The following is a 26080-nucleotide window of genomic DNA, read 5'->3' as shown; positions in this document are numbered from 1 at the left end:
GCACCACACCATTCCCCCTACGGCCAACCTCACCCCCGGCTCAGGGGCTCTTCCGCGGCGCGGCAAGATGTCGTTCGAGCGGGGTGCGGTAGCAGGGGGTGACGCGGGTGCCGGCGAGGAAAGCGGTCAGGCGGCCGATTTCGGTGTCGATGGCGTTGCGGGCTTCGTGGCCGGGGTCGGTGAGGAGGTAGTGGTTGATGTGGCCGTGCGGGTGCTGGGTCCAGGCGCCGATGATGCGGCCGTTCCACCAGATCGTGGGGCCGATGTTGCCGTTGCGGTCGAAGAGGGCCTTGGTGTGTGCGGGGTCGAGGTACCAGTCGCGGTGGCGCCAGCCCATTGCCGTGGGGTCCAGGCCCGGCAGCAGGGCCGCCGCGGGCTCGGGGGCGTCGGGGAGGGTGGCGAGGTCCTCGGGCAGGAGGTAGCCGGTGCCGGCGTCGAGTTCGACGGCCTGTGCGCCGGTGGCGGCGAGGGCCTTGCGGGTGTCGGTGAGGTTCCAGCCGGTCCACCACTTCAGGTCCTCCACGGTGACGGGGCCGAATGAGGCGAGGTAGTGACGGGCCAGGGTGGTCTTGGCTTCAGGGGCGGGTATGTGCGGCAGGGGCTGGGCCGGGGCCCAGCGGAACTGTGCGGAGGTCCATGAGCCGGCCGGGCGGGCCCGGCGTATACGGCCCTCGGCGGCGAGCACACCGAGGATCGTTGCGCTGGCGCGTTGGCGTGACTCGTACGGCTTGCCGGGGGAGTTGATGATCTGCTCGCGCAAGTCGGGTACGTCAGAGGCCAGTTGGGCGGCGGTGGCGGCACGGCCCGCGGCGAGGACCGCCAGCGTGGCCTGCTCGGCGGCCGCGTAGCGCGGACCGTCCCAGCCGAGCGCCTCGCCGAGTCTCGCCTGGGCGTCGGCGCGGTGGCGGGAGAGGTCGCGGACGGTCGCGGCCTGGACCGCGGGGGCGAGTCGGGCAGGGACGACGAACATGGTGCGGCGCATGCATCGGATGCGCTCAAGGGCCGGGCGGCCGTGCGGGGTACCGGCCGGGGTGTCGTAGAGGGCCTGCTCGATGGCCGCGGGGGTGGGCTGGTGCATGCGGGCCGCGGCGGCGAGGAAGACGGTGGCGGGGTCGGTGGCGTGCAGACCGGTCAGGGCCGCGGCCACCTCCTCGGGCGTCTTCGCCCGGACGGACGGCGCGAGGAGGTGGCGGCAGGTGAGCCGGGCCCGCCGCTCGGCGGCGGTGATGCGGGGAAGGGAGGTCATGGGAGGGAGAGGGGGGTAGTGGGCAGGGCGCAGTGGGGGGTAATGGGCAGGGCGCAGTGGCTGTGGCGGGCCATGGCTCCGGCTCCGTGCGGGCGGTTCAGCGGACGACCTTGATGCCGAAGTGGGTGCCGAAGCCGAGGGCGAAGCCGATGGCGCTGTGCATGTGGGCGTACATCTCCATGCCGCGGGCGGCGACCAGGGGGCCCAGGTCGAGGATGTCGCTCCAGCCGTACGCCGTGAGCAGCTCGGTGACCTGCTTCTTGGCGTCGGCGTCCGCCCCGGCGAGGAACATGGTGTGGTCGCCGCCGCCGATGGCTTTCGGGTCGACGACGGTGGCCTGCTCCTGGGTGACGAACGCCTTGACGACCTTGGTGGCAGGCAGGGCCCGCTGGATCTGCTCGGCGAGGCTGTCGCTGTCGCACGGGTCGAGCTTCGGCATGACGCCCCAGGGCGTGGGCCACGGGTGCTCGATGTCGGGGTTGTAGAGGAACGGCACCGCGTAGTCGATGAGCGTCTTGCCGGCCAGCTGCTCGGTGGCGGCGGACAGGGCGGCGACCGCGTTGCGGCCGTCGATGCCGTTGATGACCAGCTCGCCGTGGGCGGCGGCGTCGGCGAAGGTGTGCAGCTCGATGCCAGGGTGCTCGGCGAGCCAGGGGCCCAGCGGCGGAGTGCCCATCATGTCCGGCTCGGTACGGGCCAGGGTGACCTCGGGGTCACGGGTGCCGACGTGGACCTCGTGGCCGAGTTCGGCGAGCTTGGCGATATGAGCGCGGGCGCCGCCGCCGGTGCCCAGAACAGCGATTTTCATGGAATTCTCCCGTTTTCTTCGTTCGGACGATTCCACACTAGGAGGACTTCAGGACAGCCTGTGTCCTTTGACCGGGGCAGAGTGGAAATCATGACGAGCGATATGACCGCCCGCATGCTGCGGCTCCTGTCCCTGCTGCAGACCCGGCGCGAATGGTCCGGCGCCGACCTGGCCGACCGCCTCACGGTGACCGTGCGCACCGTCCGCCGCGACATCGACCGGCTGCGCGAGCTGGGCTACCCCGTCGACAGCGCCCGCGGACACACCGGTGGCTACCGCCTGGTCTCCGGCACCGACCTGCCGCCCCTCCTCCTCGACGACGAGGAGGCCGTCGCCATCGCCGTCGCCCTGCGCACCGCCGCCGGCGGACTGACGGGCATCGAGGAGACGGCCCTGCGCGCCCTGGCCAAGCTCGAGCAGGTCCTCCCCCGCCGCCTGCGCGGCCAGGTCACCGCGCTGCAGACCTCGCTCACCGGCATCACCTGGGAGACCCGCGGGCCGCGCGCCGACCCCGCCCTCCTGGCCACCCTCGCCGTCGCCTGCCGCGACCACGAGATCCTCACCTTCGACTACACCACCCGCCAGGGCACCACCGCGCCGCGCCGGGTGGAACCACAGCACCTGGTCGCCTCGGGCGACCTCTGGTACCTCCTCGCCCACGACACCGACAAGGACGACTGGCGCATCTTCCGCCTCGACCGCATCACCGACCCCACACCTACCGGCCGACGAGTCCCGCCCCGCGAGATACCCGGCGGCGCCGACCCCGCCGGTTACGTCGCAGAGCGACTGTCGGCCGCCCCCACCCGCTACCGCGCCCTCGCCACCGTCCACGCCTGCGCCGACGACATCCGCTCCCGCACCCGGGGCCTGGCCACCCGCATCAAGGACCTGGACGAAACGACCTGCCGTGTCGACGCCTCCGACGACCACCTTCCGCGCATCGCCCAGACCCTGGCCGCCCTAGACACCGACTACACCCTCGACGCCGACCCCGAAGTCCTCAACCACCTCCGCACCACCGCCCACCGCACCCTGCGCGCTACGAACTGACGCCCAGGGGCCAGACACCGCGGGGCCGGCACGGCGGCCGCCGGAGGCGCGCATCTTGGCGCACTGAGTGAGATTGGCGTACGCGCCGACCCGCCGCCGCTACCACTGCCACTGCCACAACCACCGCCACCGCGTCGGCGGCCGTACGGACCGGCAGATAAACCACGCGGGCAGACGCTGTTCAACAGCGCCTGCCCGGCTCATCCCTTGGATTACGAGCTCCGGTCTGCGGCATCGACCTCTCATCCATTCATGCCGGAGCCTCTCCTTCCACTATCCTCCCGCGCCGCCTGGCAGAACAAGGCCCACCGGCTCCACCGGCGGCGGTCCGCTACGCCGTCGCTTCTCGGGCGCGGCACGGAGCTTCACGGAGCTGCACGGTCAGCGGACCATGTCCGCGGAACTGCGGCGGGTCCGCAGGTGGGCTCTTGCACGGTCGCCCGGAGCGATCGCGCGGATGCCATTCGTGTCGGCCGCCGGGGAACGTTGAGGGGAAAGTTGAGGGGAACGTTGAGCGCCCTATGCGATCTTCTCGGAGGCGTGCGACGCTGATCGAAAGTCGATCTATCTACATCATCGTTAGGGCTGATCACCATGGGCAGGAAGTCCGATGCGCAAGAGGCCCGCGAGCAGGTCGAGGCGAAGTTGAACGAGGAGCGGAAAAAGGCAGCGGAGCGCTCTGGCCGCTCAACGGCTGCCGACGACGAGGCCTGGAAGAAGAAGTTGCGCCAGCAGCAGGAAGAACAGGACCGGCGTGACACCTTCGACGAGAATTACGAAATCTGAGCGTGCCGCCCGCGTCACGACATCGGGGCAGTAGGCCCCGGCTCCGGCTCCGGCCAACCTCCTACCAGGAGTGGGCCAGAGTGGGCCTGGCGGGGCCGGTCGGCCCGAAGTCGAGCGGCTGATCGGCAAGCTGAAGGTCCACAGGGCTGTTACGACGCGCCGACGCGCTTCGACAAGCGGTCCTTCGTCTTTCAGGGCACGGTCACCGTTACAGCGATCCGATCAGCCTCTGGCTCCACTCATGAAGCTCAGCGCGGGAGTTGGGTCACGATGCCGGACCCAGCGGCGCGATGGTGGTGGCGGAAGGCGAAGGACCTGCCTTCCTCCAGGGCAACAGGCTCTTCCAGTACCACCGTCACCTCGGCCCCGTGAAGTGGCCGCACCACATCGGCGCCATGAAGCGTGACGGTGCCCCACACCGCAGCGGCTCCGATGTAGAAGTGAAGGCGATCACCGGAAACGACGTCCGCACTGCCCTGCTCCTCTGACAACAGCGTGATGTCTGCGGTGAACGCGGCGTGGGCGCTGACCGAGCCCGGCGTCACGAGCACCTGGCCCCGCTCGACCGCGTCCGCTGTGACGCCGCGCAACAGCACTGCGACGTTCATCCCCGCACACGCCTCGTCGATGCGCGCGTGGCCCTGGTCAATGTCCGCGACACAGGCGATGACGCGGCTGCCGGAGCCGACGATCTCCACCTCATCGCCCTTGCGCACCCTCCCGCGCTCGATGCGTCCAGTCAGCATGACCGCCCGCCCCTGCTGCAGGCAGAAGGCATCCTCGACACACATCAGGAACGGATTCCCCACCGCATCCGCCACCGACTGCCCCCTTGACCCCCTTGATCCACCCACGTTTCCCCGAGACCGCTATGTGACTGTGCTCGTCAGCCGCAGACGGGAGTCTGAGGCTAACAACCGCTGAACAGGCAGCCCGCGTTCCATCGCAACCTGACCGGGACCCACCGGACACGCCCCAGGGCACGGCAGCGGCAGCGCTCCCCCGCGGCCGCCGCCGCTCCAGCCAAGCCTGCGCACTAGCAAGACGGCCGCCGGGAGACTTTCGCCGCCTGTGCGGGACAGCATCGCGCTGACCGCGGCCGGCGGCTATACGGCGGCCGACGGCTATACGGCAGCTGGCGGCTATGCGGTACTGAGGCACTGAAGCCACGCCCAGGCGCGGCACGGCGTGCGAGGGCCCAAGAGTGCCGGTGGGCGGGCGGGACCGGCTGGGGGCCAGATGTCGGGCAGGGATCGGCTGGGGCCAGATACCGGGCGCACTTCTCGGCACACCGGGCACACGTCTCGGCACATTGTGCGTGATCTGCGTCATTTCGCCTGATAGCCCTGGCGCCTAGGCTGCCGGGCGCCCGGGACCGCGGGCGGGCCCGACTCCGCGTTTCCCGTGACGGCCCGCGACCCGCAGTTACCCCGTGGCGCGCCGAAGAAGGGACGCGTGCCGTTGTCCACCGATATCTCACCGGTCATAGCCTCCACCGCGCAGTGGCTGCTGCGCTCGTACCCCGTGACCGGCGGTGCCCTCGACGCCGCCCTTGCAGAGGCCCAGGCGCACCAGGCAGCCACGACCGCAGCATGGCTGCGCTACCCCACGGCAGCGGACGCGGCCGTCGTCGCTCTCGTCGGCCCCGGCGGCTCGGCCCGGCTGGACTGGATCACCGGGGCTGACACGTCCGGACCCGATGCATCAGAGGAACCGTGGCGCAGTTGGGTCGACGAGGTCGTGGCGAGCTGGGCCGCGTGTCTGCTGACCACGCCCGCGCTCGCCGACGAGGCGGTGGCCGCCCTCGCGAGGTCTGAGCATGCCGCCGGGGTGAGCCTCGACTTCCGCCGCCTGACCAGGCCCGACGACCGGGATCGCCGCGCGGCGGCACTACTGCGCCATCCGGACCTCCTCCGCCCCGTCGCCGATCTGCACCGCGCCGCGCTCGTACGGCATCTGCAAGGCGACCAGCTCAACACGCACCCCGCCTAGCTAGGGGCGACCGGTAGTCAAGGCGAGGCGAGTCCAGCCCTCCGGCCCTCCGGCCCGTACATTCCGTGACAACCGGCGCCCAAGGTCCGCCGCCGAACGTCGACCGCTCGGACGTTTGCGTGCGGGAAAGGCCAGCCGGAGACTGGGCACAGCGGCTGACGGCGTCGAGCACTGCGCGTCCTGCCGCGCGCACGGGGATCCTCCCGGAGCGCGTCTGAGCGCGTCTGAGCGCGCCTGGCAAGCCGATGTGACGCCTCGCCCGGCAACGTACGAACGTACGAGTCCTTGCCGACCCCGGTACGGCGAAGGAGGACAGGGTGCGGGCACTGACATGGCACGGCAAGCGGGACGTACGTATCGACACGGTTCCTGATCCGAAAATCGTCGATCCGACCGACGTCCTGGTCAAGATCACATCCACCGGCATCTGCGGGTCCGATCTCCACCTCTACGAGGTTCTGGGGCCCTATCTGGAACCCGGCGACATCCTCGGCCATGAGCCGATGGGAATCGTCGAAGAGGTGGGACCCGAGGTGACCGCGCTCGCTCCCGGCGACCGGGTGGTGGTGCCCTTCAACGTCTCCTGTGGCTCGTGCTGGATGTGCGACCGGGGGCTGCATTCACAGTGCGAGACCACCCAGGTCAGGGAACACGGCATGGGCGGGGCGCTGTTCGGCTACACCAAGCTCTACGGCCAGGTGCCGGGTGGTCAGGCGGAGTATCTACGGGTGCCGTTCGGCGACACCCTGCCCGTCAAGGTCCCGCACGGTCCCCCGGACGAGCGGTTCGTCTACCTGTCCGACGTCCTGCCCACCGCCTGGCAGGCGGTCGCCTACGCGGACCCGCCGCCCGATGCCCACGTCGTGGTGCTCGGACTGGGGCCGATCGGCGACATGGCCGCCCGGATCGCCCGGCATCGCGGGGCCCGGCAGGTGATCGGGGTGGATCTGGTGCCCGAGCGGCTGACCCGCGCCCGGGCACGCGGTGTACACACGCTGGACGTGGAGGTGCTCGGCGGGGACCTGGGTGACGAGGTCCGCCGGCTCACCGACGGGCGCGGCGCGGACGTGGTCATCGAGGCGGTCGGCATGGAGGCCCACGGGGCGCCCGTGGTGAAGGCCGCGCAACAGGTCGTCAGCCTGCTCCCGGATGCGCTCGCGGAGAAGCTGATGTCGCGCGTCGGAGTGGACCGGATGGCCGCCTTCCACACCGCCATCGACGTGGTCCGCCGGGGTGGGACGATCTCCGTGGTCGGGGTGTACGGCGGCGCGATGGACCCGCTGCCGCTGCTGACCATGTTCGACAAGCAGGTCCAGCTGCGCATGGGGCAGGCCAACGTCCGGCGCTGGGTGGACGACCTCCTCCCGCTACTCACCGACGAGGACCCGCTCGGCGTCGAGGGGTTTGCCACGCACCAGTTGCCGCTGAAGGACGGCCCGCAGGCCTACAAGACCTTCCAGACCAAGGAAGACGGCATGATCAAAACGCTGCTGCTGCCCTGACCGCCCGGCGACCTGCTGGTGCCCCGTGACGCTGCCACCGGGACGGCGCGGCCGTCGGCGCCGGGGAAGGCCACACCCGACCTGGGCTACCGCGGCCGCGGAATCGCCCCGGTCTACCTGGATCTGCGGCCCCGTGACGCCTTCGACTCCGGCGGTGAGCACAGCGGCCAGCGGCCAGCGGCCAGCCCATCCCGGCACGCCCTGGCTTTCGTGAACTACCTGAAGAGGAGGGGGAGTTACGCGCTCCACCGGTTCCACACCCCTTCCCGCACTAGTACTGCAACGGTGCTTTTCCTGATGGTTTGGCAGGTTCGGGTGGTGTGTGGCCGCGTCGTTGGTAGTGGCTGATGCGGGCTTGGTGCTGTCGTTGACGGCGCCAGTTGGACCAGTGCAGGCTCTCGCTGCCCGCACCACAATTACTGACGGCACACCGACAACTCACTTGCCATGCGGGATCTTTAAACCGCGCACACATGGTTCGCCTAGTCTCGGGGCATGGAGTGGACCGACCCGCGCGATATGGACGACGACGAGTACGCCGAGTACCTGCGCGAAGAAAAAACCCGAGACCACATCAGCGCCCACAACCAGGTGCTGGAGAAGTGGCTGGAACAGCAGCGCACCGGATTCCCCGCCTGGGCGAAGGAACGCGCCGGCCGCGGGCCGTGGGACTTCACCGTGGATTCTCTCCCCCGGCTCGAAGCGCTCATCCGGGACGCGTTCGACAGCCCCGCTCAGGCCCGCAAGGTGATGGACACGCCCCTGGTCGCGGTTGCGGCCTGGTACCTCGGTGAGGTCCACAACCGCGCCTTCGGCACCCAGTGGCAGCTCCACCCCTCCTTCGCCGACGACAACCCCCTCGACCACCGGCCACACATCACCCTGCCCTGGGAACGCCGGGAGGAATTCCACTACACCGACCCCGAGCACATCGAGGACGACGCGCGCCCGATCTACTCCCCCACCGAAATCTTGTGCAACCTCCCGGCCCGTCCTGCGGATCAGGGCCTCCTGCACCGCATCAGTAGCCGGTGGGAGGTACCCACCTCCTGCGACGATTCGCCCTGCCGCTACCACCCCAACAGTTAGCCGCTGCGCAAGGCACTAGGTGGGTGTCCGATGGGGCAGGCCCTAAGCCTTACCGGGGTTCCCCCTGTACTCCGCGCTCGCTCCCTGCCCGGCACAGATGCCGACCTGGGCTGGGCGACATCACGGACTCCGTGACCGGCTCCCAGCGGACCTTCGACGCGCTCGCGGCCTGCACTGCCCGGAGAAGCCGTGGAAATCCGGATCGCTCCCGGACCCCGCTCCCGGACCGCTCCCGGAGTGCCCTGAAGCTCGCCTGAGACCGAGCCCGGGTTAGGCCCGAGCGGCCGACGTCGGCTCCGGCACCCGCCCGCGGACTTCAGCAAGGGCGCCGAAGAGGGCAACGAGGCCCAGACCACGGAGGTCCACCGGACGGGCGCTATGAGGTCGGTGTCGCTCCAGATGGACCTCTGCGGCGCGCTGGGGCACGGATTCCGTGAGGACATGTGTAAAACACCCCGGGGCGGAAACCCGACCCGCCCCGGCTCAGGGAAGGAGCGCACCATGGCAGCCTGTGAGGTCTGCGGCAACGAGTACGAGATGGCCTTCGAAGTCCGCGTGGCCGGCGCCGCCCACACCTTCGACTGCTTCGAATGCGCAGCGCACAAGCTCGCACCCGTCTGCGAGAACTGCGGCTGCCGCATCCTCGGCCACGGTCACCAATCCGACGGCACGTTCTTCTGCAGCGCCCACTGCGCCCGTACCCAGGGACACATGGCGCTCGCCGACAGGGCCTGAGCAGCCCAGAAGGGGGCTGTTCTTGTTGCTCACAGGCGCTCCCATCAGAATCGATCGAGGCTGGTAGGAGCGACGGCCGACGGTGACGACACCGCTGCCACGGCTTTCACCCGAACGCCGACGGCGTGCCATCGTGATGGGTATGGCGACTGGAATGGACGTGGCCGTGCTCATCGGGCTGCAGGCGTCCGGGAAGTCCACCTTCTACGTGCAGCGCCTGTCCGGCCGGTACGAACGGGTCAGCAAGGACCTGTTTCCCCGGGGCGCCCGTAACAAGCAGCGGCGGCAGATGCGGCTGGTGGCGGAGTATCTGGCCGCCGGGCGCGCAGTGGCGGTGGACAACACCAACCCGTCCCCCCGAGAGTGGGCCCCGCTGGTGGAATTGGCTCACGCCTACGGTGCCACGGTGACGTCGTACTGGTTCCCTCCCGACGTGGCCGGCTCGCTGCGCCGCAACGCCGCGCGCCAGGGCCGTGCCCGCGTCCCGGACGTCGGCGTCTTGGCCACGCTGAAGCAGTTGCGCAAGCCATCTCCGGCGGACGGGTTCGACGCGGTATGGGAGGTGTGGTTCGACGGCCGGGGCGGCTTCGAGGTGCGCCGTGAGCCCCCGGGGCCCGCCGGGTAACCCGAGCGGATCGCGCACGACCAGAGTCCGGAGCCGGGGGCCGTGACGCCGAGGACGAGCGCGCCGTGCCCAGCCCTCGTCGGCGGGCCTCTCGCCCGGCAGCAGAGTGGCGAGCCCTGTCGGCCGCCGGCTGACAGTGCCACTACCCCACTACAACATTCGAGTCACGCGGCGTTGACGATGGAGTCATGGCGCCTGGTCGCTGTCCATGACGCCAACTGAGCTTCCCTGGTGCCGAATTGAGTCAAGGGAGAGGGCTTGCATGACTGACTCCTGACATGGCGTGTGGGGGAACGGGTAGGGGCCGACGACGGGGCCGACAGCAATCGCTAGGAGCCACAGCATGACGAGCAACGGCACCACGACGGCAGCGACGGCAGCGACGGCAGCGACGGCACGAACGTCCGCGAAGAGTGCGTCCACGGAGAGCCTCACCACGGCGCCCGCGGAGCCCTTGCCGTTGATCGAAGAGCCGCGGTGCGTCGCCCCGGCCGACGCACGGGACCTGTCGCGGCTGTTCCTCGAACGACTCGCCATCACTGAGGAAGGAACCCCGGAGTACCAGTACGCGCGCAGCACCCTCATCGAGATGAACCTCTCCCTGGTCCATTACGTAGCCCGGCGGTTCAAGAACCGCGGCGAGAGCGTCGAGGACGTTCTGCAGGTCGGAGCCGTCGGTCTGATCAAGGCGATCGACCGCTATGACGTGTGTCGGCACGTCGAGTTCACCACCCTGGCCGTCCCCTACATCCAGGGCGAGATCAAGCGCCACTTCCGGGATCAGACCTGGGACGTCCATGTGCCGCGACGGCTCCAGGAGCTCCGTACCGAGCTCGCCCGCACCCGCGATCGGCTGGCCGGGGAGGGCAACCATGAGCCCTCCCCGGCCGAACTCGCCACGCATCTGGGGCTGGAGGAGGACGAGGTCCGCGAAGGACTCGTGGCCTGTAACGGCTACGACGCCGATTCCATCGACAGGCCCCTTCAGGCGGGTGGAAGCAAGCAGCCGGGGCTCGTCGCCGATCTCGTCGGCGACGACGACCCGGCCCTGGAGCTCGCGGAGCACGTCCAAGCCCTCAAACCGCACCTCGCGCAGCTCAATGCCCGTGAACGCAAGCTCCTGCGACTGCGTTTCGGAGCGGAGATGACACAGGCCGAGATCGGGGAGGAACTCGGTGTCACCCAGATGCAGATATCGCGTCTGTTGAGCCGAGCGTGCAACAAACTGCGCGAGGGGCTCCTCATCGAGGAGTGAACTGAGGCGAGGCCAGGACGGCTGCAGCCCGGTGCCGTGCAGTGCAGGGGCAGGGCAGGGCAGGGCAGGGCAGGGCACCTCGCGCAGGGTTACCAGGGAATGCGCAAAGTCACCAATTCCTGGAGCTCATCTCAGCGATGCGCCTGGCGATGCGTTACAGCGATGCGTCAAGGGGTCGAGCAATTGAGCTCGATATCATGTAATGGCTCCCCTTGAGTGGCGAGGAGGAATTAGTGGCGAGGAGGAATTGGCGGCTTAGAAACGCCTCGCCTCCCTGCCGCTACACGCGACGCGGGACCGACTCACGTCGCTAGAGGCCCGCGCCGGGCCGTCACGGCAGCACCGTTCGCCAGGCGAACGGCACGGCCACTCACCGCGCACGGGGTGAGCCGGCGAAGGGAGGCACCATGACGATGGTGCCGCAAGGCGAAAGAGCCGCTTCCCGGGGTGGCGGGGGCTCTGGCAGCCTCTACGACATCCTCGACCTGATCTTGGACCGCGGCCTGGTCATCGACGTCTTCGTCCGGGTGTCGCTGATCGGCATCGAGATCCTCCAGATCGAAGCCCGCATCGTCGTGGCCAGCATCGACACCTATCTCCGTTTCGCGGAGGCCTGCAATCGCCTCGACCTGGAGGCCGGAGCCAAGAAGCCCGCGGGACTGCCGGACATGATCGGTGAGATCACGGAGGGCGGATCGAAGGGCAAAGCCAAAGGGGCGCTCAGCGGTGCTGCCGAAGCGGTGACCGACGCTCTCAAGGGCGTCGGCGCGGGCGACGACGAGTCCGACGAAAGGGAGGATGAAAGGAAGGGTGAAAGGAAGCAGGAGCCCGCGCGCGAGAAGGAGCCCGCGCGCAAGCGGGAGCGGCCACCCCAGCGGCCAGCCCGGCGCCGAAGGGAATGAGCGATGGCCGTTTACGTCTACTCGATCGTCGCCAGCACTCACCCCCAGCGCCTGGACGGCCTGGACGGCGTGGGCGACCCGCCCGGTGAGCTGCGTACGGTATCCGCCGGGTGGCTCTCCGCAGTCGTAAGCGACGCCCCCGACGACCTGCAGCCCAAACGCCGCGACCTCCTCGCCCACCAGGCCGTCCAGATCCGCCTGATGGCCGACGGCACGGTCCTGCCGTTGAGGTTCGGCTTCACCGCCACGGACGATGACGCCATACGCACGGTGCTGGAGGACGGCGCCGACGATTTCACCCAGCGACTGCGGGCCCTGGAGGGCTGCGCCGAGTACCACCTGAAGGCCGCTCAGGACGAGGATGCGTTGCTGCGCCAGATCCTTATGGAGTCCGATGACGCACGCGGACTCAACGAGCAGATCAAAAGCGGCAGCGGCGGTCCAGATCTGCCGGTCGCCCTTGGTGAACTGGTCGCCCAGGAGGTGCAAGCCCGCCAGGAGCGGCTCGCCGCCTCCGTCATCGAGACGCTGCGGGGACTGGCGCGGGAGGAACGCGTGTCAGAGCCGATCGGCAACGACTTCCTGAATGTGTCCTTCCTCGTGGACCGGGACCACGAGGAGCGCTTCCGCTCCGCCGAAAGGGAGCTCGTCGACGAGTTGGGCGACGACTTCGACCTGCGGCTGCACGGCCCGCTGCCCGCCTACAGCTTCGTTTGAGGCGATGGTCAGTCGCTGGAGAGGTTGGCGGCGGCCCGGCTATTTCCCGCGGCCGGTGATGTAGTCGCGCGCCCGGTCCACCAGCCCCAGGCCGGGGGCGAGCAGCTTGTTGACCGGTGGCGTGCTCGGGACGCTGGGGTGCGGGCGGGTCGGGGCCGTCGCCTTCGCGGCCCGGACCTTGTTTCCCAGCTCTTCCAGCACGTAGGAGTGGACTTCCTCGCGCAGCCGAAGGAACAGGTGGTTCTCCTCGTCATCGACGTGCGCGGTGACCTCGGTGTGCAGCTTCACCACCAGCCGGTCGAAGTCGGGGTCACCGGCGTCGCGCTGTTCGAGGTCCTTGAGCAGTTCTTCGACGCGGGCGTGGTCGGCGATCTCCTTGTCCGCCAGGGCATCCCCCTCTTCCATGTGCTCACGTACCGCGGGGTAGAGATGCTGCTCCTCCGCAACGAAATGCCGCACCAGCTCAATCGTCAACGCATCCACCAGGAGCTTGCGGCGCTCGCTGCCGACAGGCGCGTCATGGAACTGCTTGAAAAGCTCCGCGAACCCACGGTGATCCGCGGTCAGCTCCGTCATCACGTCCCCGCCATGCTCCACGGCACGCCACCTTTCACGTCGGGCCAGGGCCTGTCCGATGGGTCAGATGGGGGTCAGGGTCGGAAAGGCCCTGGCGGCCTCTCCGGCCGTCGCACCACGGGTTCCCGATCGTGGGCCGCAATAACACCCGTATGCGTGGTATTGCTCCCGCTGAAGGGCCGCCACGGGATGTACGCAGTACGCAGATCCTGGCCTGATCGTCTATACGCAGACCCTGGCCTGATCGTCGACTCGCGCGGCTCATCCCCTTGGACGACCGCGCCTGAGCCGGGCTTCGCAGGCGGTCACGGTGGGATGGGTCGAAAATGGCCACTCAGGCGCAGGAGGGATCACCTGGTCCCAGTTAGGGAGGTCGGTCATGGGCGGTTCGCTTGCGGAATCGCGGATGGTCGCGGTCTACCTCAATGATCACTTTGCCGGTGCCACGGCCGGTGTCGAGCTCTGCCGAAGCATGGCCCGGGCTCACCGCCGTACGGGCCTCGGCGGTGACTTGAAGAGCCTCGCCGCGGAGATCTCACTCGACCGGCAGGCACTTCTGCGCCTCATGGCCTCCCTCGGCGTTCCCGTCCGCCGATACAAGGTCTACGGAGCCTGGACGGGTGAGAAGTTAAGGCGACTGAAGCCCAATGGCCGCGTCCTCCGTCGTTCCGGTCTCAGCACGGTCGTCGAGCTGGAGGCGCTGCGTCTCGGTGTCGAGGGCAAGACACTCCTATGGCGCACTCTCCTGGACTGGGCGCCCCAGGAACCGCGCCTGGACGGCCGACGGCTCCACGAACTCCTGGACGGAGCGCGTCAGCAGACAGAGTTGCTGGATGGGCTGCATGCCAGGGCCACCAGGATGCTCCTGTCCGACCGGTCCAGTGAACGGAACGCGGAGACCGACCGGTGAGCCCGCCTCTGGCCACTGCGGCGGGCGCGCGGTCGACGCTGCCAGCGGCATCGCGTCGAAGGTGAGGGTCTCTCGAAGGTGAAGGCCTCTCGGAGGTGTGGAACCGTCGAGGGCGCGTCCCGGCCGGATCAAGGATCAAGGAGCCTGATCCGGCCGTTTGACGGTGTTCAGGCGCTGCTCACACCCGTGAGCGAGCCCAGGCAGGGCCCGGGGGTGGCGGTGGTTTTCCTCCATGCCTTCTGGGATAAATGATCATTTGATCACTCACAGAGACCTGCCCGAGGCGGGCGTCTCCCCAGCGGCGCGAACCGCGGCGGGGCGCGGGAGGAAGTGCCCAGGTGAGCAATAGGTATGGCCGCCCCGCACAGCGGCCCAGCAGGCGGGGAGCGGGGAACCCCCGGCCACGGCCCGTGGTTCTGGGCAGCCGTTCCACGGGGGCGGCAGGCCGGGGCCGGTCGATGTCCGCCGTACGCGGTGCTCGGGCGCGCGCCGCCGGTGCACCGGTCCCCTCCGGACTGCGGATGGCCGCCGCGTACGCGTGGCGGCTGCTGGCAGTCGGAGTAGCGGTGTACGGGGCGTTCACGGTGCTGGGCCGCTTCCAGCTCGTCGCGGTCGCGGTGTTCGTCGCCCTGGTGATCACCTCGGTGCTGCGCCCCCTGACCGATCTGATGGCCCGCCGACTGCCCCGAGCGTTGGCTGTGGTGATTTCCTTGCTGGGCAGCATCGTGGTGTTGTTGGCGCTGCTGGCGCTCGTGGGCAACGCGGTGGCCGGGGAATGGGACCGGCTCGTGGGAGAGTTCGGCGGGGGCATCAACCGGATCAAGCGATGGTTGGAAGGCCCTCCGTTGCACGTCAGCCATGCCGCGCTGGCCGACCTGCAAGAAAAGATCGTCTCCTTCCTGGCCTCGCACCGCTCCGCCCTGATCAGCGGCGCGCTCAGCGGAGCCGGCCGGGTCATCGAGCTGGTCACCGGGGGTGCGCTGGCGCTCTTCTGCTCGGTCTTCTTCATCCACTCGGGCGAACGGCTGTGGCTGTGGACCTGCGGCCAGGTGCCGGAGACCGCCCGTTCCCGGTGGCATGGTGCCGGGCGGGCGGCGTGGCACACCTTCGCCGGCTACACCCGCGGCATCATCATCGTGGCCGGCAGCAACGCCCTGCTCGTCGGACTCGCCCTGTTCCTGCTGGGGGTGCCGTTGGCCCTGCCACTTGCCCTGCTCGAGTTCATCGCCACCTTCGTCCCGCTGATCGGCTCGCCCATCGCACTGGCGGTGGCCACCATGGTGGCTCTGGCGGGTCGCGGCCCGCTCATCGCCCTGCTCGTACTGTCACTCATCGTCGTCATCGGCCAGCTCGAAGGCCATGTGCTGCACCCGCTCGTGTTGAGCTGGGCGGTGCGGCTCCATCCGGTCGTCGTCGCCATCTGCGTCATCGCCGGCAGCATCGTCGCGGGGGTCGTCGGTGCGGTCGTGGCCGTCCCCATGGTCTCGGTCGCCTGGTCCGTGATCCAGGCCCTCCGCGCCCCGGCCGCCGGTTCACCAGCGTGACGCCTCCCCTGTCCCCTTCCCCTGTTCCCTACGGGACGGCGAACGCGCGCCCCGCGCCCCGCGGCGTCGGAAAAGCTCTGGTTCAAGTTCAAACGTGTCGTATAGGCTGCGGCGATTTTTCAAAACGGCATGCCAACAGTGACGGCATGCTCAACAGTGGGGGATTTTCGGAATGCGCAAGGCATCGCAGGCCGTGGTGGGGGCGTTGGTCGCGATGAGCGTGCTCAGCGGCTGCTCGTTCGGCTGGGGCGGGGACGAGAAGAAGAAGGTCGCCGAGAAGAAGCTGGGCGACAAGGGCACGGCGTGCGAACTGCCGGTGCGCTTCACCCTCGCGACGTCCTGGAAGGCACAGGCCATCACGCGGGAGACGGTGGACCGGATGGGCCCGCTCGGCCACCAGGGGCCGCTCACACCCGCCTGCGAGCTCGACGCCAAGCCGGCCGGGCACATCGGATTCCTCACCGTGTGGTCCGGCACCAAGGGCGCTGCCGCGCCCGGCGGCAGCGCCCGCGCCCTGATGAAGAAGTTCGTCGCCGCCGAGAACTTCAAGAGCAACGTCAAGTTCCGCAAGGCCAAGGCCGGTGGCCTGCCCGCCACCGAGGCCAGCTACACCGTCACCGACCTGTCCGCCGGCGAGGTCAGGCCCGAGCGCGCGCTGGCCGTGATGACCAAGCACGGTGGCGTGGTCATCCACCTCGGAGGGCTCAACGCAGACGAGCACAAGGCGATGCTCCCGGCGTTCGAGCTGGCCAAGAAGACCCTCGGCCTGACCTCCTGACCTCCCGACCTCCTGAGCGACGCCGCCGCGCCCCGGGGCACGCCCCGAAGCCGCCCAGTCGACTCAGCCGGACGGATCGGACCCCTTACGACTTCCCGCGGCCGGTGACGAAGTCCCGGGCGCGGTCCACGAGGCCGACCCCCGGTGCAAGAAGCTTGTTCGCCGGCGGCCTGACGGGGGCGGAGGGGTGCGGACGGGTCGGAGCCATCTTCTTCGCCATACGGATCTTGTCGCCCAGCTTGTCCAGGGCCTCGGGGGAACAGGCCGCCCGCAGCTGGGGGAAGAGATTGGCCTCCTCGTCCTGCACATGGCTGGTGACCGATTCCTTGAGTGCCATGAACAGCTGGTCCATCTGCGGGTCGTCGGCGGAGCAGCCTTCGACCTTCTTGAGGATCTTCTCCACCTCCCCGTGGTCCTTGAGCTCCTTGTCCGCCATCACATCGCCGTTGTCCACATGCTCGCGCACCGACGGGTACAGGTACTGCTCCTCCGCGACGGAGTGCCGTACGAGCTCGATGGTGGCCTCATCGATGAGCCGCTTGCGTTCGGGGTGGCCGCTGGGCAGGGCCGCGATCCGCTCGAAGAGGTCCTTGACCTCGCGATGGTCCGTGGTCAGTTCTTCGATGATGTTGCCGCCATGCGTCATGCGCGCCTCCTGAAAAGCAGTGGTCCCAAGAGCCCGCGCAGTGGTGCGGCGGGCGTTCACCACGTGTTCCCGGGCTCGGCGCTCGCTTAACGGGGTAAGGCGGGCCTCGGCCCTGGTTGGCGCCCGACCATCACCCGTGCTGCGGCATGTCGGGGCACCCACACCGCAGGCCTGCTGCTGCCCGGCGGGCCGCGCCCGTTCCCGAAGCGCTGGGGCGAGGCAGGCGTGCGACGCTGGAGGGGGGCGAAGCCGTTGCGCTGTCGGGCCCGGGGCCGTCTGTCGCAGCGCCCTCGGAAAGGCAGACAGATCATGGAGCACGACGACGCCGACATCATCGAGGAGCTGACCGCCGACCACCGGGAAGCGGACAAGCTCTTCGAGCAGTTGTCCGAGGAAGCCCTCGGACGCACCGAGCGGAAGCTGCTGTTGGACGCCCTGACCATTGAGCTGGTCCGCCACTCGGTCGCCGAAGAGATGTATCTCTACCCCGCCGTGCGCGAACATCTGGAGAACGGCAGACGCTGGGCGGACAACGAGATCGCCGAACACAGCAGCATCGAGGAGCGGCTCAAAGACCTCGAAGGGCGCAATGCCGAAGACCGTGACCTCGACCGGCTCGTACGAGAACTGCGCGCCGAGGTCACGACGCACACGGAGGACCAGGAACGCGATCTCTTCCCCCGGGTGCGCGACCGCGTCCTCCCCTTCGTCCTGGAGAACCTCGGGAAGAAGGTCCGCGAGGCGAAGAGGGCCGCCCTCCCCCGTCGTCACCCCCAGGCGCCCGGCGTCGCGCCGCTGAGCAAGCTCCTGGCTCCTGGGGTGGGGCTGGTCGACCGCGTGCGCGACTACACCACGAGCCGCGGCCACCCCGTCACCAGCTGATCGGGGAGTGGGCCGACGGCCCCTGCGGGCCGGGCGCTGGCGGCTGCTTCTCAAGCCGTCTCACCACCGGTACCAGCGTCCGCGTCGGCCACCGGCACCGGTACCGGTGGAACGCATGAGAAAGCCGAGCAGCCAGAACGCCAATACGACAACGGCAGCTATCCACAGCGCCTTCAACGCGAAACCGGCGCCGAAGAGAATCAACGCGATAAGCAGGACGAGAAGCAGGGGGACCATTTCCTTCACCTCTTCTGAGTCGCTGAGTCGGTGGGTGGGGAATTGGTGCGGGTACTCTTACTCTTGGTCGCCTTGCCCGCTAACTTCCGCTGAAACACTGGGCTTTCAAAGGGCACGGGGCAGTTCCGCCGGAATCGGGGCGTGGCAGCAGTGAACCCAGCGGGCCCAGGTCGAGGTTGAGGTCGTCCATCGTCAGCCCGTAGGTGTCGCAGAGTTCCGACATGCGGTCCTGGAGGATCATGAGCGTCATGCCGATCCGTTCTTCCTGGTCGTCACTCAGGTCACCCTGGTCGACGCGGTGCAATGCGGTGCGCTCCATGAGTTGCCGGAGGAGCTCGACCACCGTCAACACCAGTTTGATGAGGTCCCGTTCAACCGTCTCCGGATCGGCTTTCATTCGCTGGGAAATTCCGACCGGCTTTGCCGCGGCCGTGTTTGTCTGCGGGGAGCGTGCCGGGGCGTTCCTCGTCATGGAGCATTCCTTGTCATGGAGCATTCCTTCCAGGGGACGATGAAAAGGATGAAAAGGAGGTGGGTGCGGGTCGTCGGGCGCAATTGACCGAATGACCGCACGCAGGTCGATACACACCAGATCCACGTCGGCGATGGACAGCACGATGTCTCCGGTGAGGACGACACCTCCGTTCAGGAGACGGTCCAGCAGATCGATGAGGGCGATCTGCCGACCCGCGAGTGACTCGAATGGCTCGAATCGCTCGGATCGCTCGGATGTCTCCAGTGACTCGAATGGCTCTTCCGTCACGTCAGGGGGCATCGGGGTCATCGGGGTCATCCCATGCTCCCGTCCGCCGGGGGTGACGTCGCGAAGGAGTACGGCGCCCAGGGGCCGGTGATCTCGATGCGTACGCCGATGGCGTCATCGGCCAGGCCGACCAGCGCCTGATGGAATTCCCGGATCCGGTCGGCGGGGACGAGATAGGCCTCGTTGGCGAGGTTCTCGCCCGTGCCGGGCGCCAGTTCACCTTGCTGCGTGCGATGCCGGGCCACGGCCCTCGCGAGGCTCGCCGCCCGGCTCCGTACGTCGCCGACGAGGCTGCCCGCCGCACGGTACGCCTCGCGATGTGTACGTTGCTGGGCCCGACGCCGCTGCAGATAGGCGCGGCCCGGGCTGGCCAGGGAGGATGCGGGGTCCGCGCCCGTTGCGTCAGGCGCCGCTGCGGCGGCGCGTGGGACCGCGTGGACCTTCACGCCCAGCTCGACGTGGCCTTCGAGCCGGGAGAGCAGCTCACCGAAAGCCGTACAGCGCTCCTGAAGCATCGACCGCACGCGGTCATCGTCGAGGTAGACCGTGGCCAGCCGCATGGGGAGTACGGTCGCGTCGGCGTGCGCGGCCTCGACGACCGCATGGTGCGTACGCGCCATGACCTCCAGGTCCGCCAGGTTCTCCAGCTGGGCCTTCATGCCGTCGGTGGTGAAGGTGTGCGCCGGAACGGAGGAGACCAGCGCGGCGAGGTCGCCGGCGACGACTGCCCGCACACGGCCGCCCCGCAGACCGGTGAGCTGCGAAGCCGCGGCGCCGAAGGACGGGGCGGCGCGGCCGACGGCGTAGACGTAGGAGGACCAGGGACCGGATTCCTGGGGGGCGGTGGGCTGGTGCGCGGGCTGCCCGGACGATGCGGCTGGGCCGTCCGCGACCGGCGTATGAGCGTTCACTGGCCCTCCTCCTGATCCAACCGGTTCGCCTGCTGATCCAGCCGGCTCTCCTCCTGGTCCAACCGGTTCACCTCCTGGTCCAACTGGTGCACCCCGGGTCCGTTGGGAGCTCCGATCGCCGCCCGCAGCTCGGCCAGCTCGGCACGGAGCTTCTTGTTCTCCTCGGCCAGTGGCGCATCGGCCGGCGGCTCACTGCCGGCGACCGACGGACGCCTTTCGGAGGCCCGCTGTGGTGTCCGGGCACGGGAGGACAGCGAGGGGTCGTACTCCCACCAGTCGATGCCCATCTCCTTCGCCTTGTCGACGGAGGCGACGAGAAGGCGGAGCTTGATGGTCAGCAACTCGATATCGAGCAGATTGATCTGGATGTCGCCGGCAATGACGACGCCCTTGTCCAGGACGCGTTCCAGGATGTCGGCCAGATTGGCGGAGGCTCCTTGACCGCTGTACGGGGCCGTGGGCCCCAAACGTCCGGCCAGCGAATCGGACATGTGTCAGCTCTCCTCCTTCGCGGGCTCCACGCGGGACGCGTTTGCTTCCAGCCACTCCAGCCGGTCCAGCAACTCGTCCTCGCGTACGTCGAATTCCTCGGCCCCGATATGGCCGGACAACAACTGCTCTTCCAGAATGCCCAGTTCCTCACGGACCGGCTCGGGGTCGTAATGCTCGCGCTCCGCGGCGAGCATCACCTGGTCAAGGACCCAGACCGTGCCCCGGAGCGGGGCCATCGGCAATGTCAGAAGCTGTGTGAAGAGGCCCATTCCGATCTCTCCGCGCGCCGCTTCAGACAAAGCTGTACGGCGGCAGCGGGCCGTACAAATGGAAACTGTAGGTCCGGCCGCGCCGCCGCGCCTCCTCGTCGACCGCATGGGCGAAGACGACCGCCTTCTCCCGCTCGACGAGGAACGACGCATTGAGGAAATGGTGCCTGGTCGGTTCGCCGGCCGCGGTGCGCACCGCGGACCGGGCGAGCCGGGTCACGATGTCGGTACGGGCCCGCTCCTGGCGGTCGTGGATCTCCTGCGAAATCAGCTCACCGAGCGCCACTTTGTCGTCGAACGCGCCGGGATTCTCCCGGGTGCGGTCGTTGAGCCGGCGTACCGCGGCGGACTCCTGGGCGATCTCGCGCACCAGGTCGTCCTCGTCGCGGGCGACCTTGAGGTGGTACTCCCGGCAGTCGGCCACCTCTTCCAGGCGCTGGGTGTAGGTGTCGTGGGCTTCCTCCAGCACGGAGGCGACCTGATCGTCGTCGGGGCCGACCAGCCCGAAGCGCATCGGCAACGAGGCGCCGTCGGCCATCAGCCGCTCCTGGACGTCCTGGTGGGCCACCACGTCCCGGCGCTTGGCCCGGAGCTCCGCCGGCGCGTCACTGACCACCGCGCACAGATCCTTCGTCCGGATGGTGCGCAGCTGCGCCGCGGGGTTGCCCACTCCGGTGATTCCGGACAGCCGCAGGGGGTGTTCGGCCCTGGTGATGGCGTAGACGTATGTCGTCATGGGTCAGTCCTCCTCACGGCGGCGGGCGGTACGACGTCCGGCGGCGGCGGACGCTTTGCGGGCCGGGCCTGGTTCTTCCTCCTGGGGTTCCCGGCCCTTGTGCAGGGACTCACTGACTGCCTCCACGGCGCCTGCCAGGGCGCCCTTGGACTTTCCCTTGGCGCCGTGCTCGGTCGCCTCACCCACCAGATCGGTGAGCTGGCTCGGCGCCTTACGGCCGGATTCCAGATCCAGGCGATTGCATGCCTCGGCGAAACGCAGATAGGTGTCCACGCTCGCGACGACCACACGCACATCGATTTTGAGTATTTCGATGCCGACGAGGGAGACCCGTACGAAGGCATCGATGACGAGCCCCCGGTCAAGGATCAGCTCAAGGACGTCATAGAGATTTCCCGAGCCGCTGCCGCTGGTCGGCGCGTTGGATTGTTGAACGACAGTCACGGTCGATCGTCCCTTCCAGTGGACTGGAGCGGGTCATGGAACCGGTCATGTCACGATTCACGCCATGCGCTGCCGGACGTCTGACAACTCAGGTGTCGACGCCGCACAACTCAGGTGTCGAGGTGGCCCCGCGCATATCGACGCACTCTCTCGTATTGCCGGAGCCGGCCCTGGGGGTCCAGATCAACGCGGTAGGAAGCCATCACACTCGTGGTGTCAGGGACCCTTTCGATCTCCACGACCTCCACGTTCGCCGACCAACCGTCGTGTGTGGGCTTGAGCGCCGAGACCGTGCCCGGCTCGCTTGAGAGCATCTCCGCAAGTTGCCGTGCGGCATGGCGCATTGCCGTCGAAGCCGCGATCCGCTCCGCCCTGCCGCTGTCCGCTGCGTTGCGCTCCTGGTCGTCCCCATCCTCTTCCTCGGTCGCCATGATCCCGCCTGTCGTACGTCGTGGGGTTGCCTTCTGTCGAAGGACGGTTGGCCGTCTGCTGGCGATAGAGGTTCGGGTGCCCCCGGGTCTCGGGCCTATGCGTGGCAACCGCGTGCGGGGCTGCATTTCGGGGGTGCCGTTTACCGGGGATGGGGACCTCGGCTTCAGCGGACGGGCCGACCCTGTGACGCCCTCGCCCGCGCTTGAGCGCCTCGACCGGGGGCTCATCGTGCGACCAGGGAGGCGATCTAGTTCAAACATAAACCTAATTCAGGCGATATCGAACAAAAGGCATAAAATGGTGGGGCGATCTGCATCGAGGGAGGTTGCTCTTCATGTCAACAGGGACTCTTCTGGCGATCGTCATCCCCGTGGCCGTAGTGCTGATTCTGATCGGTGTGGCCGTGGGGCTCTTCATGCGCCATCGCCACCTGCGCGAGCGCTTCGGACCGGAGTACGACCGGACGGTGGAAGGCGCCGACAGCCGTATAGCCGGTGAGCGGGAACTCAGGGCCCGCGAGAAGCGGCATGACGCGCTCGACATCAAACCCTTGGAAGAGGGGCGCCGGGAACGCTACCGGCACGACTGGGACGACGTGCAGCACGAATTCGTCGACCGGCCCGAGGAGGCCGTGCACGACGCGGACCGCCTGGTGACCTCGCTCATGCACGAACGGGGCTACCCCACGGAGGACTTCGAGCAACGTCTCAAAGACCTCTCCGTCGAGCACGGGCGCACTCTGAAGCACTACCGGGAAGCCCATGAAATCGACACCCTCAGCACGGAACACAAGGCGACCACGGAGCAGTTGCGAGGGGCCATGACGCACTACCGCGCCCTGTTCGACGAACTGCTCACCAACGGCGGACAGACTCGCCACGCGCGCGCCTGACCCGGGCCGCGAAAGACGCACCAGGAGGACCCATGCAACGCGACCCCACCTCGGACCCCATGAGCACGGGTCTGTCCACCGAAGACCTCGCCCAGCCGAAACAGGCCCCGCCGGACGAGGCACCGCCCGAGGCCGCTGCCATGACCGAGCGGACCCTGGAGGAGGAAGCCGGGCCGTCAGGTGGCGACGAAGCGCCCCCGCTCCTCTCAGGGGAAGACGACCAGACCTTCCGCGATCGCTGGGACAAGATCCAGAGCACCTTCGTGGACGACCCGCGCGACGCCGTTCGGTCGGCGGATGCCCTGGTCGCCGACGTCATGCAGACGCTGGCCACCACCTTCGCCGAACAGAAGCAAGGGCTGGAAGGCCAGTGGAAGCGCGGCGAGGAAGCCGACACCGAAGACCTGCGTAAGGCGCTCCAGCACTACCGGTCGTTCTTCAACCGTCTTCTCACCGCCTGAACGGGCCGCGACGGGAGAGAATCATGATCATTCTGGGCATCATCCTGCTGGTGATCGGCTTCTTCACCGGCATCTCCATCCTGTGGACCATCGGGATCATCCTTGCCGTGATCGGCGCCATACTGCTCCTGCTCGGCTCGCTCGGCCATGGCGTCGGCCGACGCCACTACTGGTAGGGCCCGCCTTCGCGCCCGAGAGAGCCGGGCGGTCGGGTGGCCTGGGCGATGAGCAGTGTTGCGTCGTCGTGCTCGTCACTGCGCAGAGCGTTGAGGAGCAGGTCGCATACCGATTCCAGGCTGGTCGGCGGATCGGCCAGGACGCGCAGCAGGGCAGCCAGGCGGTCATCGATCGGCTCATCGCGGGTTTCCACGAGGCCGTCGGTGTAGAGGACCAGCCGGTCCCCCGGGGAGAGCCGCAGTCGTGTGGTGTGGAAGGTGACGCCGCCGACCCCGAGGGGGGCGCCGGAGGGCAGGTCGAGCAGTACCGGTGACTGCCCGGCGCGCAGCAGGACCGGGGGGAGGTGCCCGGCCGTGGCGATGCGGCAGGCGGCCTGGTGCGGGTCGTAGTCCGCCACGACGCAGGTGGCGATGTCGTGTTCCAGGCCGGTGACGTTGGCGTCGACGTGCTGGAGGATGTGGGCGGGGTCCAGGCCGAGGGTCGCCAGGGTGCGGATGGCGGTACGCAGCTGTCCCATCGTGGCCGCCGCCGGGATGCCGCTGCCCATGACATCGCCGATGATCAGAGCGGTCCGCTCCCGGGAGGTGGGGATGACGTCGAACCAGTCGCCGCCGACAGAGCCGGCGGAGCGGGCGGGCCGGTAGCGGTAGGCGATCTCCAGGCCGCTGCGGGTGGGCGGCTGGTGGGGCAGCAGGTGGCGTTGGAGGGCTTCGGCTGCTTGGCGCTGGCTCTGATATCCGCGGGCGTTGTCGATGCAGACGGCGGCACGGGAGGCGAGTTCCTGCGCCAGGGAGAGATCGTCGTCGTCATATGGGTGGGAGGTGGTCGAGCGCTTCAGGTCGAGGGCGCCGATGACCTGGTCGTGCGCGATCAAGGGGACCACCAGGCGCGGATGCCGGGCAACGCCGTCCGGGACCGGGGAGGAGGCATCCGGCGGCACCGCCGGGGAGCTGCCCAGAGCACGTATGGGCTTGCCGGTCTCCAGGCACTGGACGACCAGTGGATCGGCGGCGTCCGGGACGGAGCTGCCGCAGGGCGCTGCTGCCGCCGGCGGAGCCGCGGCGGCGAGGTGGAACGCAGGGTGGTCCGCCGGGTGGGCGCATTCGGTGAAGCGGTCGAGAAGGGCGACGGTGGCGGCGTCGGCCAGCTCTGGTACGCAGACCTCGGCCAGTTCCCGGGCTGTGGTGTCCACCTCCAAGGTGGTGCCGACGCGCTTGGAGGCGTCCGCGATCAGGGCCAGCTGCCGCCGGGCGCGGGCGGCCTGCATGGCCGCGTAGTGCTGCTCGGTCACGTCGACGACCGACGTGGCCAGCCCCAGCACATTGCCGGCGGGATCTTCCAGGCAGTAGTACGACACCCGCCAGGCCCGCTCCCTCTCCGGGCTGTCCGGGGTACGGCCCGTGGTGAACTGGTCCAGCTCGGGTTTCCCGGTGGCGAGCACCTGCCGCATGGTGGCTTCGATGGCCTCGGTGTCCAAGAACGGCAGGACCTCTCGGACGTGACGGCCGATGTGCTCCGCAGCCGGCAGACCGTTGAGGCGCTCCAGAGCGGCATTGACGGTGACGAACCGCAACTCGGGGTCGAGCACGCCGACCCCGATCGGGGTCTGGGAGATCAGGCGCACCGACAGCGCCAGGTCACGCTCCACCCGCCGCAGGGTGGAGCGGTCACCGGCAAGGCCGAGGGCGAAGAACGTGCCGTGCTGGTCCTCCAGGCGCATATTGCGGAACTCCACCAGCCGCGTACTGCCGTCCTTGCACCTGATGGGCAGGACCCCTGCCCATGGCTCGCCGTCCTCGATGACCTCGGCGAACAGGTCGATCGCCAGGTCCAGATGCTCCTCGTCCACCAGAAAGCGGACCGCCAAGGCACCCAGTGCCTCGTGGGAGGCGTAGCCGAAGAGCTCCTCCGCCTGCGGACCCCACAGGACGATCCGCCCCTCGGAGTCCAGCACGACCACGGCCACGCCCAGGACGTCCAGCAGCCCGCCCGGGAGCGCCGGGCCCGCCTCCGCGGGCGTCGGTTCGGTACTCCAGAAACCGTCGCTCATCGGCAGTGCCTCCCTGCTCCAGGCGCCCGGCTACCTCACCATCGTCGCGCTGTTGCCGTCGTGTGTAGGGATGAACGTGGTCTCTTTCTCCAAGGGGCACTGGGGCCAGCTTCTCCGCCCGGTACTCCCCTGTCGCGCCCGACTGCTCCAAACAGAGCTGACGACGTCAC

General features: G+C 68.7%; 31 protein-coding genes and 1 pseudogene. 17 read left to right on the top strand and 15 right to left on the bottom strand.

The window, feature by feature from the left end; translation table 11 throughout:
* Window positions 1-40: 40 nt before the first annotated feature.
* Together ACWD6P_RS02500 and ACWD6P_RS02495 are read right to left on the bottom strand one after the other, a co-directional pair.
* Entirely contained in the window at window positions 41-1246 is a 1206-nt protein-coding gene (locus ACWD6P_RS02500) for a winged helix DNA-binding domain-containing protein (RefSeq protein WP_451442127.1), read from the bottom strand.
* A gap of 97 nt (window positions 1247-1343) precedes the next feature.
* Window positions 1344-2054: an NADPH-dependent F420 reductase gene (locus ACWD6P_RS02495; protein ID WP_451442126.1), complete on the bottom strand. Its 711-nt coding sequence runs from the start codon at window positions 2052-2054 to the stop codon at window positions 1344-1346.
* Between the two features lie 90 nt (window positions 2055-2144).
* On the opposite strand from ACWD6P_RS02495, the gene ACWD6P_RS02490 reads away from it, so the two are divergent.
* Window positions 2145-3107: a helix-turn-helix transcriptional regulator gene (locus ACWD6P_RS02490; RefSeq protein WP_451442125.1), complete on the top strand. Its 963-nt coding sequence runs from the start codon at window positions 2145-2147 to the stop codon at window positions 3105-3107.
* Window positions 3108-3701: 594 nt separating this feature from the next.
* Window positions 3702-3893 carry a hypothetical protein gene (locus tag ACWD6P_RS02485; protein ID WP_451442124.1) on the top strand — a complete coding sequence of 64 codons (192 nt, stop codon included), beginning with the start codon at window positions 3702-3704 and terminating at the stop codon, window positions 3891-3893.
* Between the two features lie 248 nt (window positions 3894-4141).
* Here ACWD6P_RS02485 and ACWD6P_RS02480 read toward each other — a convergent pair whose 3' ends face one another.
* A complete protein-coding gene (locus ACWD6P_RS02480) occupies window positions 4142-4714 on the bottom strand; it encodes an EF-Tu/IF-2/RF-3 family GTPase (RefSeq protein WP_451442123.1) in 573 nt (190 codons plus the stop codon).
* Between the two features lie 640 nt (window positions 4715-5354).
* On the opposite strand from ACWD6P_RS02480, the gene ACWD6P_RS02475 reads away from it, so the two are divergent.
* From ACWD6P_RS02475 to ACWD6P_RS02440, 8 genes are all read left to right on the top strand, one after another.
* Window positions 5355-5885 (top strand): hypothetical protein, encoded by a 531-nt coding sequence (locus tag ACWD6P_RS02475; RefSeq protein ID WP_451442263.1) that lies wholly within the window; start codon window positions 5355-5357, stop codon window positions 5883-5885.
* Window positions 5886-6202: 317 nt separating this feature from the next.
* Window positions 6203-7387 (top strand): zinc-dependent alcohol dehydrogenase, encoded by a 1185-nt coding sequence (locus ACWD6P_RS02470; RefSeq protein WP_451442122.1) that lies wholly within the window; start codon window positions 6203-6205, stop codon window positions 7385-7387.
* Between the two features lie 495 nt (window positions 7388-7882).
* A complete protein-coding gene (locus tag ACWD6P_RS02465; protein ID WP_451442121.1) occupies window positions 7883-8476 on the top strand; it encodes a hypothetical protein in 594 nt (197 codons plus the stop codon).
* A 501-nt stretch (window positions 8477-8977) separates the two neighbouring features.
* Window positions 8978-9211 carry a hypothetical protein gene (locus ACWD6P_RS02460; RefSeq protein WP_451442120.1) on the top strand — a complete coding sequence of 78 codons (234 nt, stop codon included), beginning with the start codon at window positions 8978-8980 and terminating at the stop codon, window positions 9209-9211.
* Window positions 9212-9353: 142 nt separating this feature from the next.
* On the top strand, window positions 9354-9836 hold the full coding sequence (locus tag ACWD6P_RS02455) for an AAA family ATPase (RefSeq protein WP_451442119.1): 483 nt from the start codon (window positions 9354-9356) through the stop codon (window positions 9834-9836).
* A 343-nt stretch (window positions 9837-10179) separates the two neighbouring features.
* Window positions 10180-11091: a SigB/SigF/SigG family RNA polymerase sigma factor gene (locus ACWD6P_RS02450; RefSeq protein WP_451442118.1), complete on the top strand. Its 912-nt coding sequence runs from the start codon at window positions 10180-10182 to the stop codon at window positions 11089-11091.
* A gap of 407 nt (window positions 11092-11498) precedes the next feature.
* Window positions 11499-11993, top strand: coding sequence for a gas vesicle protein GvpJ (gene gvpJ / locus ACWD6P_RS02445; protein ID WP_451442117.1), 495 nt, complete (start codon window positions 11499-11501; stop codon window positions 11991-11993).
* A 3-nt stretch (window positions 11994-11996) separates the two neighbouring features.
* Complete coding sequence (locus ACWD6P_RS02440; protein WP_451442116.1) at window positions 11997-12710, top strand: GvpL/GvpF family gas vesicle protein; 714 nt, start codon at window positions 11997-11999, stop codon at window positions 12708-12710.
* 39 nt (window positions 12711-12749) lie between these two features.
* Here ACWD6P_RS02440 and ACWD6P_RS02435 read toward each other — a convergent pair whose 3' ends face one another.
* Window positions 12750-13307 carry a hemerythrin domain-containing protein gene (locus ACWD6P_RS02435; RefSeq protein ID WP_451442115.1) on the bottom strand — a complete coding sequence of 186 codons (558 nt, stop codon included), beginning with the start codon at window positions 13305-13307 and terminating at the stop codon, window positions 12750-12752.
* A gap of 358 nt (window positions 13308-13665) precedes the next feature.
* Between ACWD6P_RS02435 and ACWD6P_RS02430 the strand changes: the two genes are divergently transcribed.
* The 3 genes from ACWD6P_RS02430 (at window position 13666) to ACWD6P_RS02420 (ending at window position 16518) form a co-directional block, all read left to right on the top strand.
* A complete protein-coding gene (locus ACWD6P_RS02430) occupies window positions 13666-14196 on the top strand; it encodes a hypothetical protein (protein WP_451442114.1) in 531 nt (176 codons plus the stop codon).
* A 458-nt stretch (window positions 14197-14654) separates the two neighbouring features.
* Window positions 14655-15740 carry an AI-2E family transporter gene (locus ACWD6P_RS02425; protein ID WP_451442113.1) on the top strand — a complete coding sequence of 362 codons (1086 nt, stop codon included), beginning with the start codon at window positions 14655-14657 and terminating at the stop codon, window positions 15738-15740.
* 172 nt (window positions 15741-15912) lie between these two features.
* The gene (locus tag ACWD6P_RS02420) at window positions 15913-16518 is read left to right on the top strand and encodes a lipoprotein (protein ID WP_451442112.1); all 606 of its coding nucleotides are present in this window, start codon (window positions 15913-15915) and stop codon (window positions 16516-16518) included.
* A gap of 85 nt (window positions 16519-16603) precedes the next feature.
* Here the strand turns inward: ACWD6P_RS02420 and ACWD6P_RS02415 are convergent, their stop codons facing one another.
* Window positions 16604-17164: a hemerythrin domain-containing protein gene (locus tag ACWD6P_RS02415; RefSeq protein WP_451442111.1), complete on the bottom strand. Its 561-nt coding sequence runs from the start codon at window positions 17162-17164 to the stop codon at window positions 16604-16606.
* Window positions 17165-17473: 309 nt separating this feature from the next.
* Here ACWD6P_RS02415 and ACWD6P_RS02410 point away from each other — a divergent pair, with 309 nt between their 5' ends.
* Window positions 17474-18046 (top strand): hemerythrin domain-containing protein, encoded by a 573-nt coding sequence (locus tag ACWD6P_RS02410; protein ID WP_451442110.1) that lies wholly within the window; start codon window positions 17474-17476, stop codon window positions 18044-18046.
* A gap of 60 nt (window positions 18047-18106) precedes the next feature.
* Here the strand turns inward: ACWD6P_RS02410 and ACWD6P_RS02405 are convergent, their stop codons facing one another.
* The 9 genes and pseudogenes from ACWD6P_RS02405 to ACWD6P_RS02365 all read right to left on the bottom strand — a co-directional run bounded on the left by ACWD6P_RS02405 (window position 18107) and on the right by ACWD6P_RS02365 (window position 22329).
* Window positions 18107-18283: a hydrophobic protein gene (locus tag ACWD6P_RS02405; RefSeq protein WP_451442262.1), complete on the bottom strand. Its 177-nt coding sequence runs from the start codon at window positions 18281-18283 to the stop codon at window positions 18107-18109.
* Between the two features lie 79 nt (window positions 18284-18362).
* Window positions 18363-18755, bottom strand: a complete 393-nt coding sequence (locus tag ACWD6P_RS02400; RefSeq protein ID WP_451442261.1) for a gas vesicle protein K — start codon at window positions 18753-18755, stop codon at window positions 18363-18365.
* A 102-nt stretch (window positions 18756-18857) separates the two neighbouring features.
* Window positions 18858-19058 (bottom strand): annotated as a pseudogene (locus ACWD6P_RS02395) (gas vesicle protein); the annotation flags it as partial.
* 14 nt (window positions 19059-19072) lie between these two features.
* Window positions 19073-19957: a GvpL/GvpF family gas vesicle protein gene (locus ACWD6P_RS02390; protein ID WP_451442109.1), complete on the bottom strand. Its 885-nt coding sequence runs from the start codon at window positions 19955-19957 to the stop codon at window positions 19073-19075.
* Window positions 19954-20448, bottom strand: coding sequence for a gas vesicle protein (locus tag ACWD6P_RS02385; protein WP_451442108.1), 495 nt, complete (start codon window positions 20446-20448; stop codon window positions 19954-19956). The genes ACWD6P_RS02390 and ACWD6P_RS02385 overlap by 4 nt, the downstream gene beginning before the upstream one ends.
* Window positions 20449-20451: 3 nt before the next feature.
* The gene (locus ACWD6P_RS02380) at window positions 20452-20718 is read right to left on the bottom strand and encodes a gas vesicle protein GvpG (RefSeq protein WP_451442107.1); all 267 of its coding nucleotides are present in this window, start codon (window positions 20716-20718) and stop codon (window positions 20452-20454) included.
* 22 nt (window positions 20719-20740) lie between these two features.
* The gene (locus ACWD6P_RS02375) at window positions 20741-21454 is read right to left on the bottom strand and encodes a GvpL/GvpF family gas vesicle protein (RefSeq protein WP_451442106.1); all 714 of its coding nucleotides are present in this window, start codon (window positions 21452-21454) and stop codon (window positions 20741-20743) included.
* Window positions 21455-21457: 3 nt separating this feature from the next.
* Window positions 21458-21898, bottom strand: coding sequence for a gas vesicle structural protein GvpA (locus ACWD6P_RS02370; RefSeq protein WP_451442105.1), 441 nt, complete (start codon window positions 21896-21898; stop codon window positions 21458-21460).
* Between the two features lie 110 nt (window positions 21899-22008).
* The gene (locus ACWD6P_RS02365) at window positions 22009-22329 is read right to left on the bottom strand and encodes a gas vesicle protein GvpO (RefSeq protein WP_451442104.1); all 321 of its coding nucleotides are present in this window, start codon (window positions 22327-22329) and stop codon (window positions 22009-22011) included.
* A gap of 335 nt (window positions 22330-22664) precedes the next feature.
* On the opposite strand from ACWD6P_RS02365, the gene ACWD6P_RS02360 reads away from it, so the two are divergent.
* From ACWD6P_RS02360 to ACWD6P_RS02350, 3 genes are read left to right on the top strand one after another with little or no spacing between them, the layout of a single operon-like run.
* The gene (locus ACWD6P_RS02360; RefSeq protein ID WP_451442103.1) at window positions 22665-23222 is read left to right on the top strand and encodes a hypothetical protein; all 558 of its coding nucleotides are present in this window, start codon (window positions 22665-22667) and stop codon (window positions 23220-23222) included.
* A 32-nt stretch (window positions 23223-23254) separates the two neighbouring features.
* Complete coding sequence (locus tag ACWD6P_RS02355) at window positions 23255-23683, top strand: hypothetical protein (RefSeq protein WP_451442102.1); 429 nt, start codon at window positions 23255-23257, stop codon at window positions 23681-23683.
* Between the two features lie 23 nt (window positions 23684-23706).
* Window positions 23707-23859, top strand: a complete 153-nt coding sequence (locus tag ACWD6P_RS02350) for a DUF6131 family protein (protein ID WP_451442101.1) — start codon at window positions 23707-23709, stop codon at window positions 23857-23859.
* Here the strand turns inward: ACWD6P_RS02350 and ACWD6P_RS02345 are convergent.
* On the bottom strand, window positions 23850-25910 hold the full coding sequence (locus ACWD6P_RS02345; protein WP_451442100.1) for a SpoIIE family protein phosphatase: 2061 nt from the start codon (window positions 25908-25910) through the stop codon (window positions 23850-23852). The two genes, ACWD6P_RS02350 and ACWD6P_RS02345, sit on opposite strands and share 10 nt — an antisense overlap.
* Between the last annotated feature and the right edge of the window lie 170 nt (window positions 25911-26080).

This window comes from Streptomyces sp. NPDC002446 (assembly GCF_053595675.1).
This window is presented reverse-complemented; position numbering and strand designations above follow the sequence as displayed.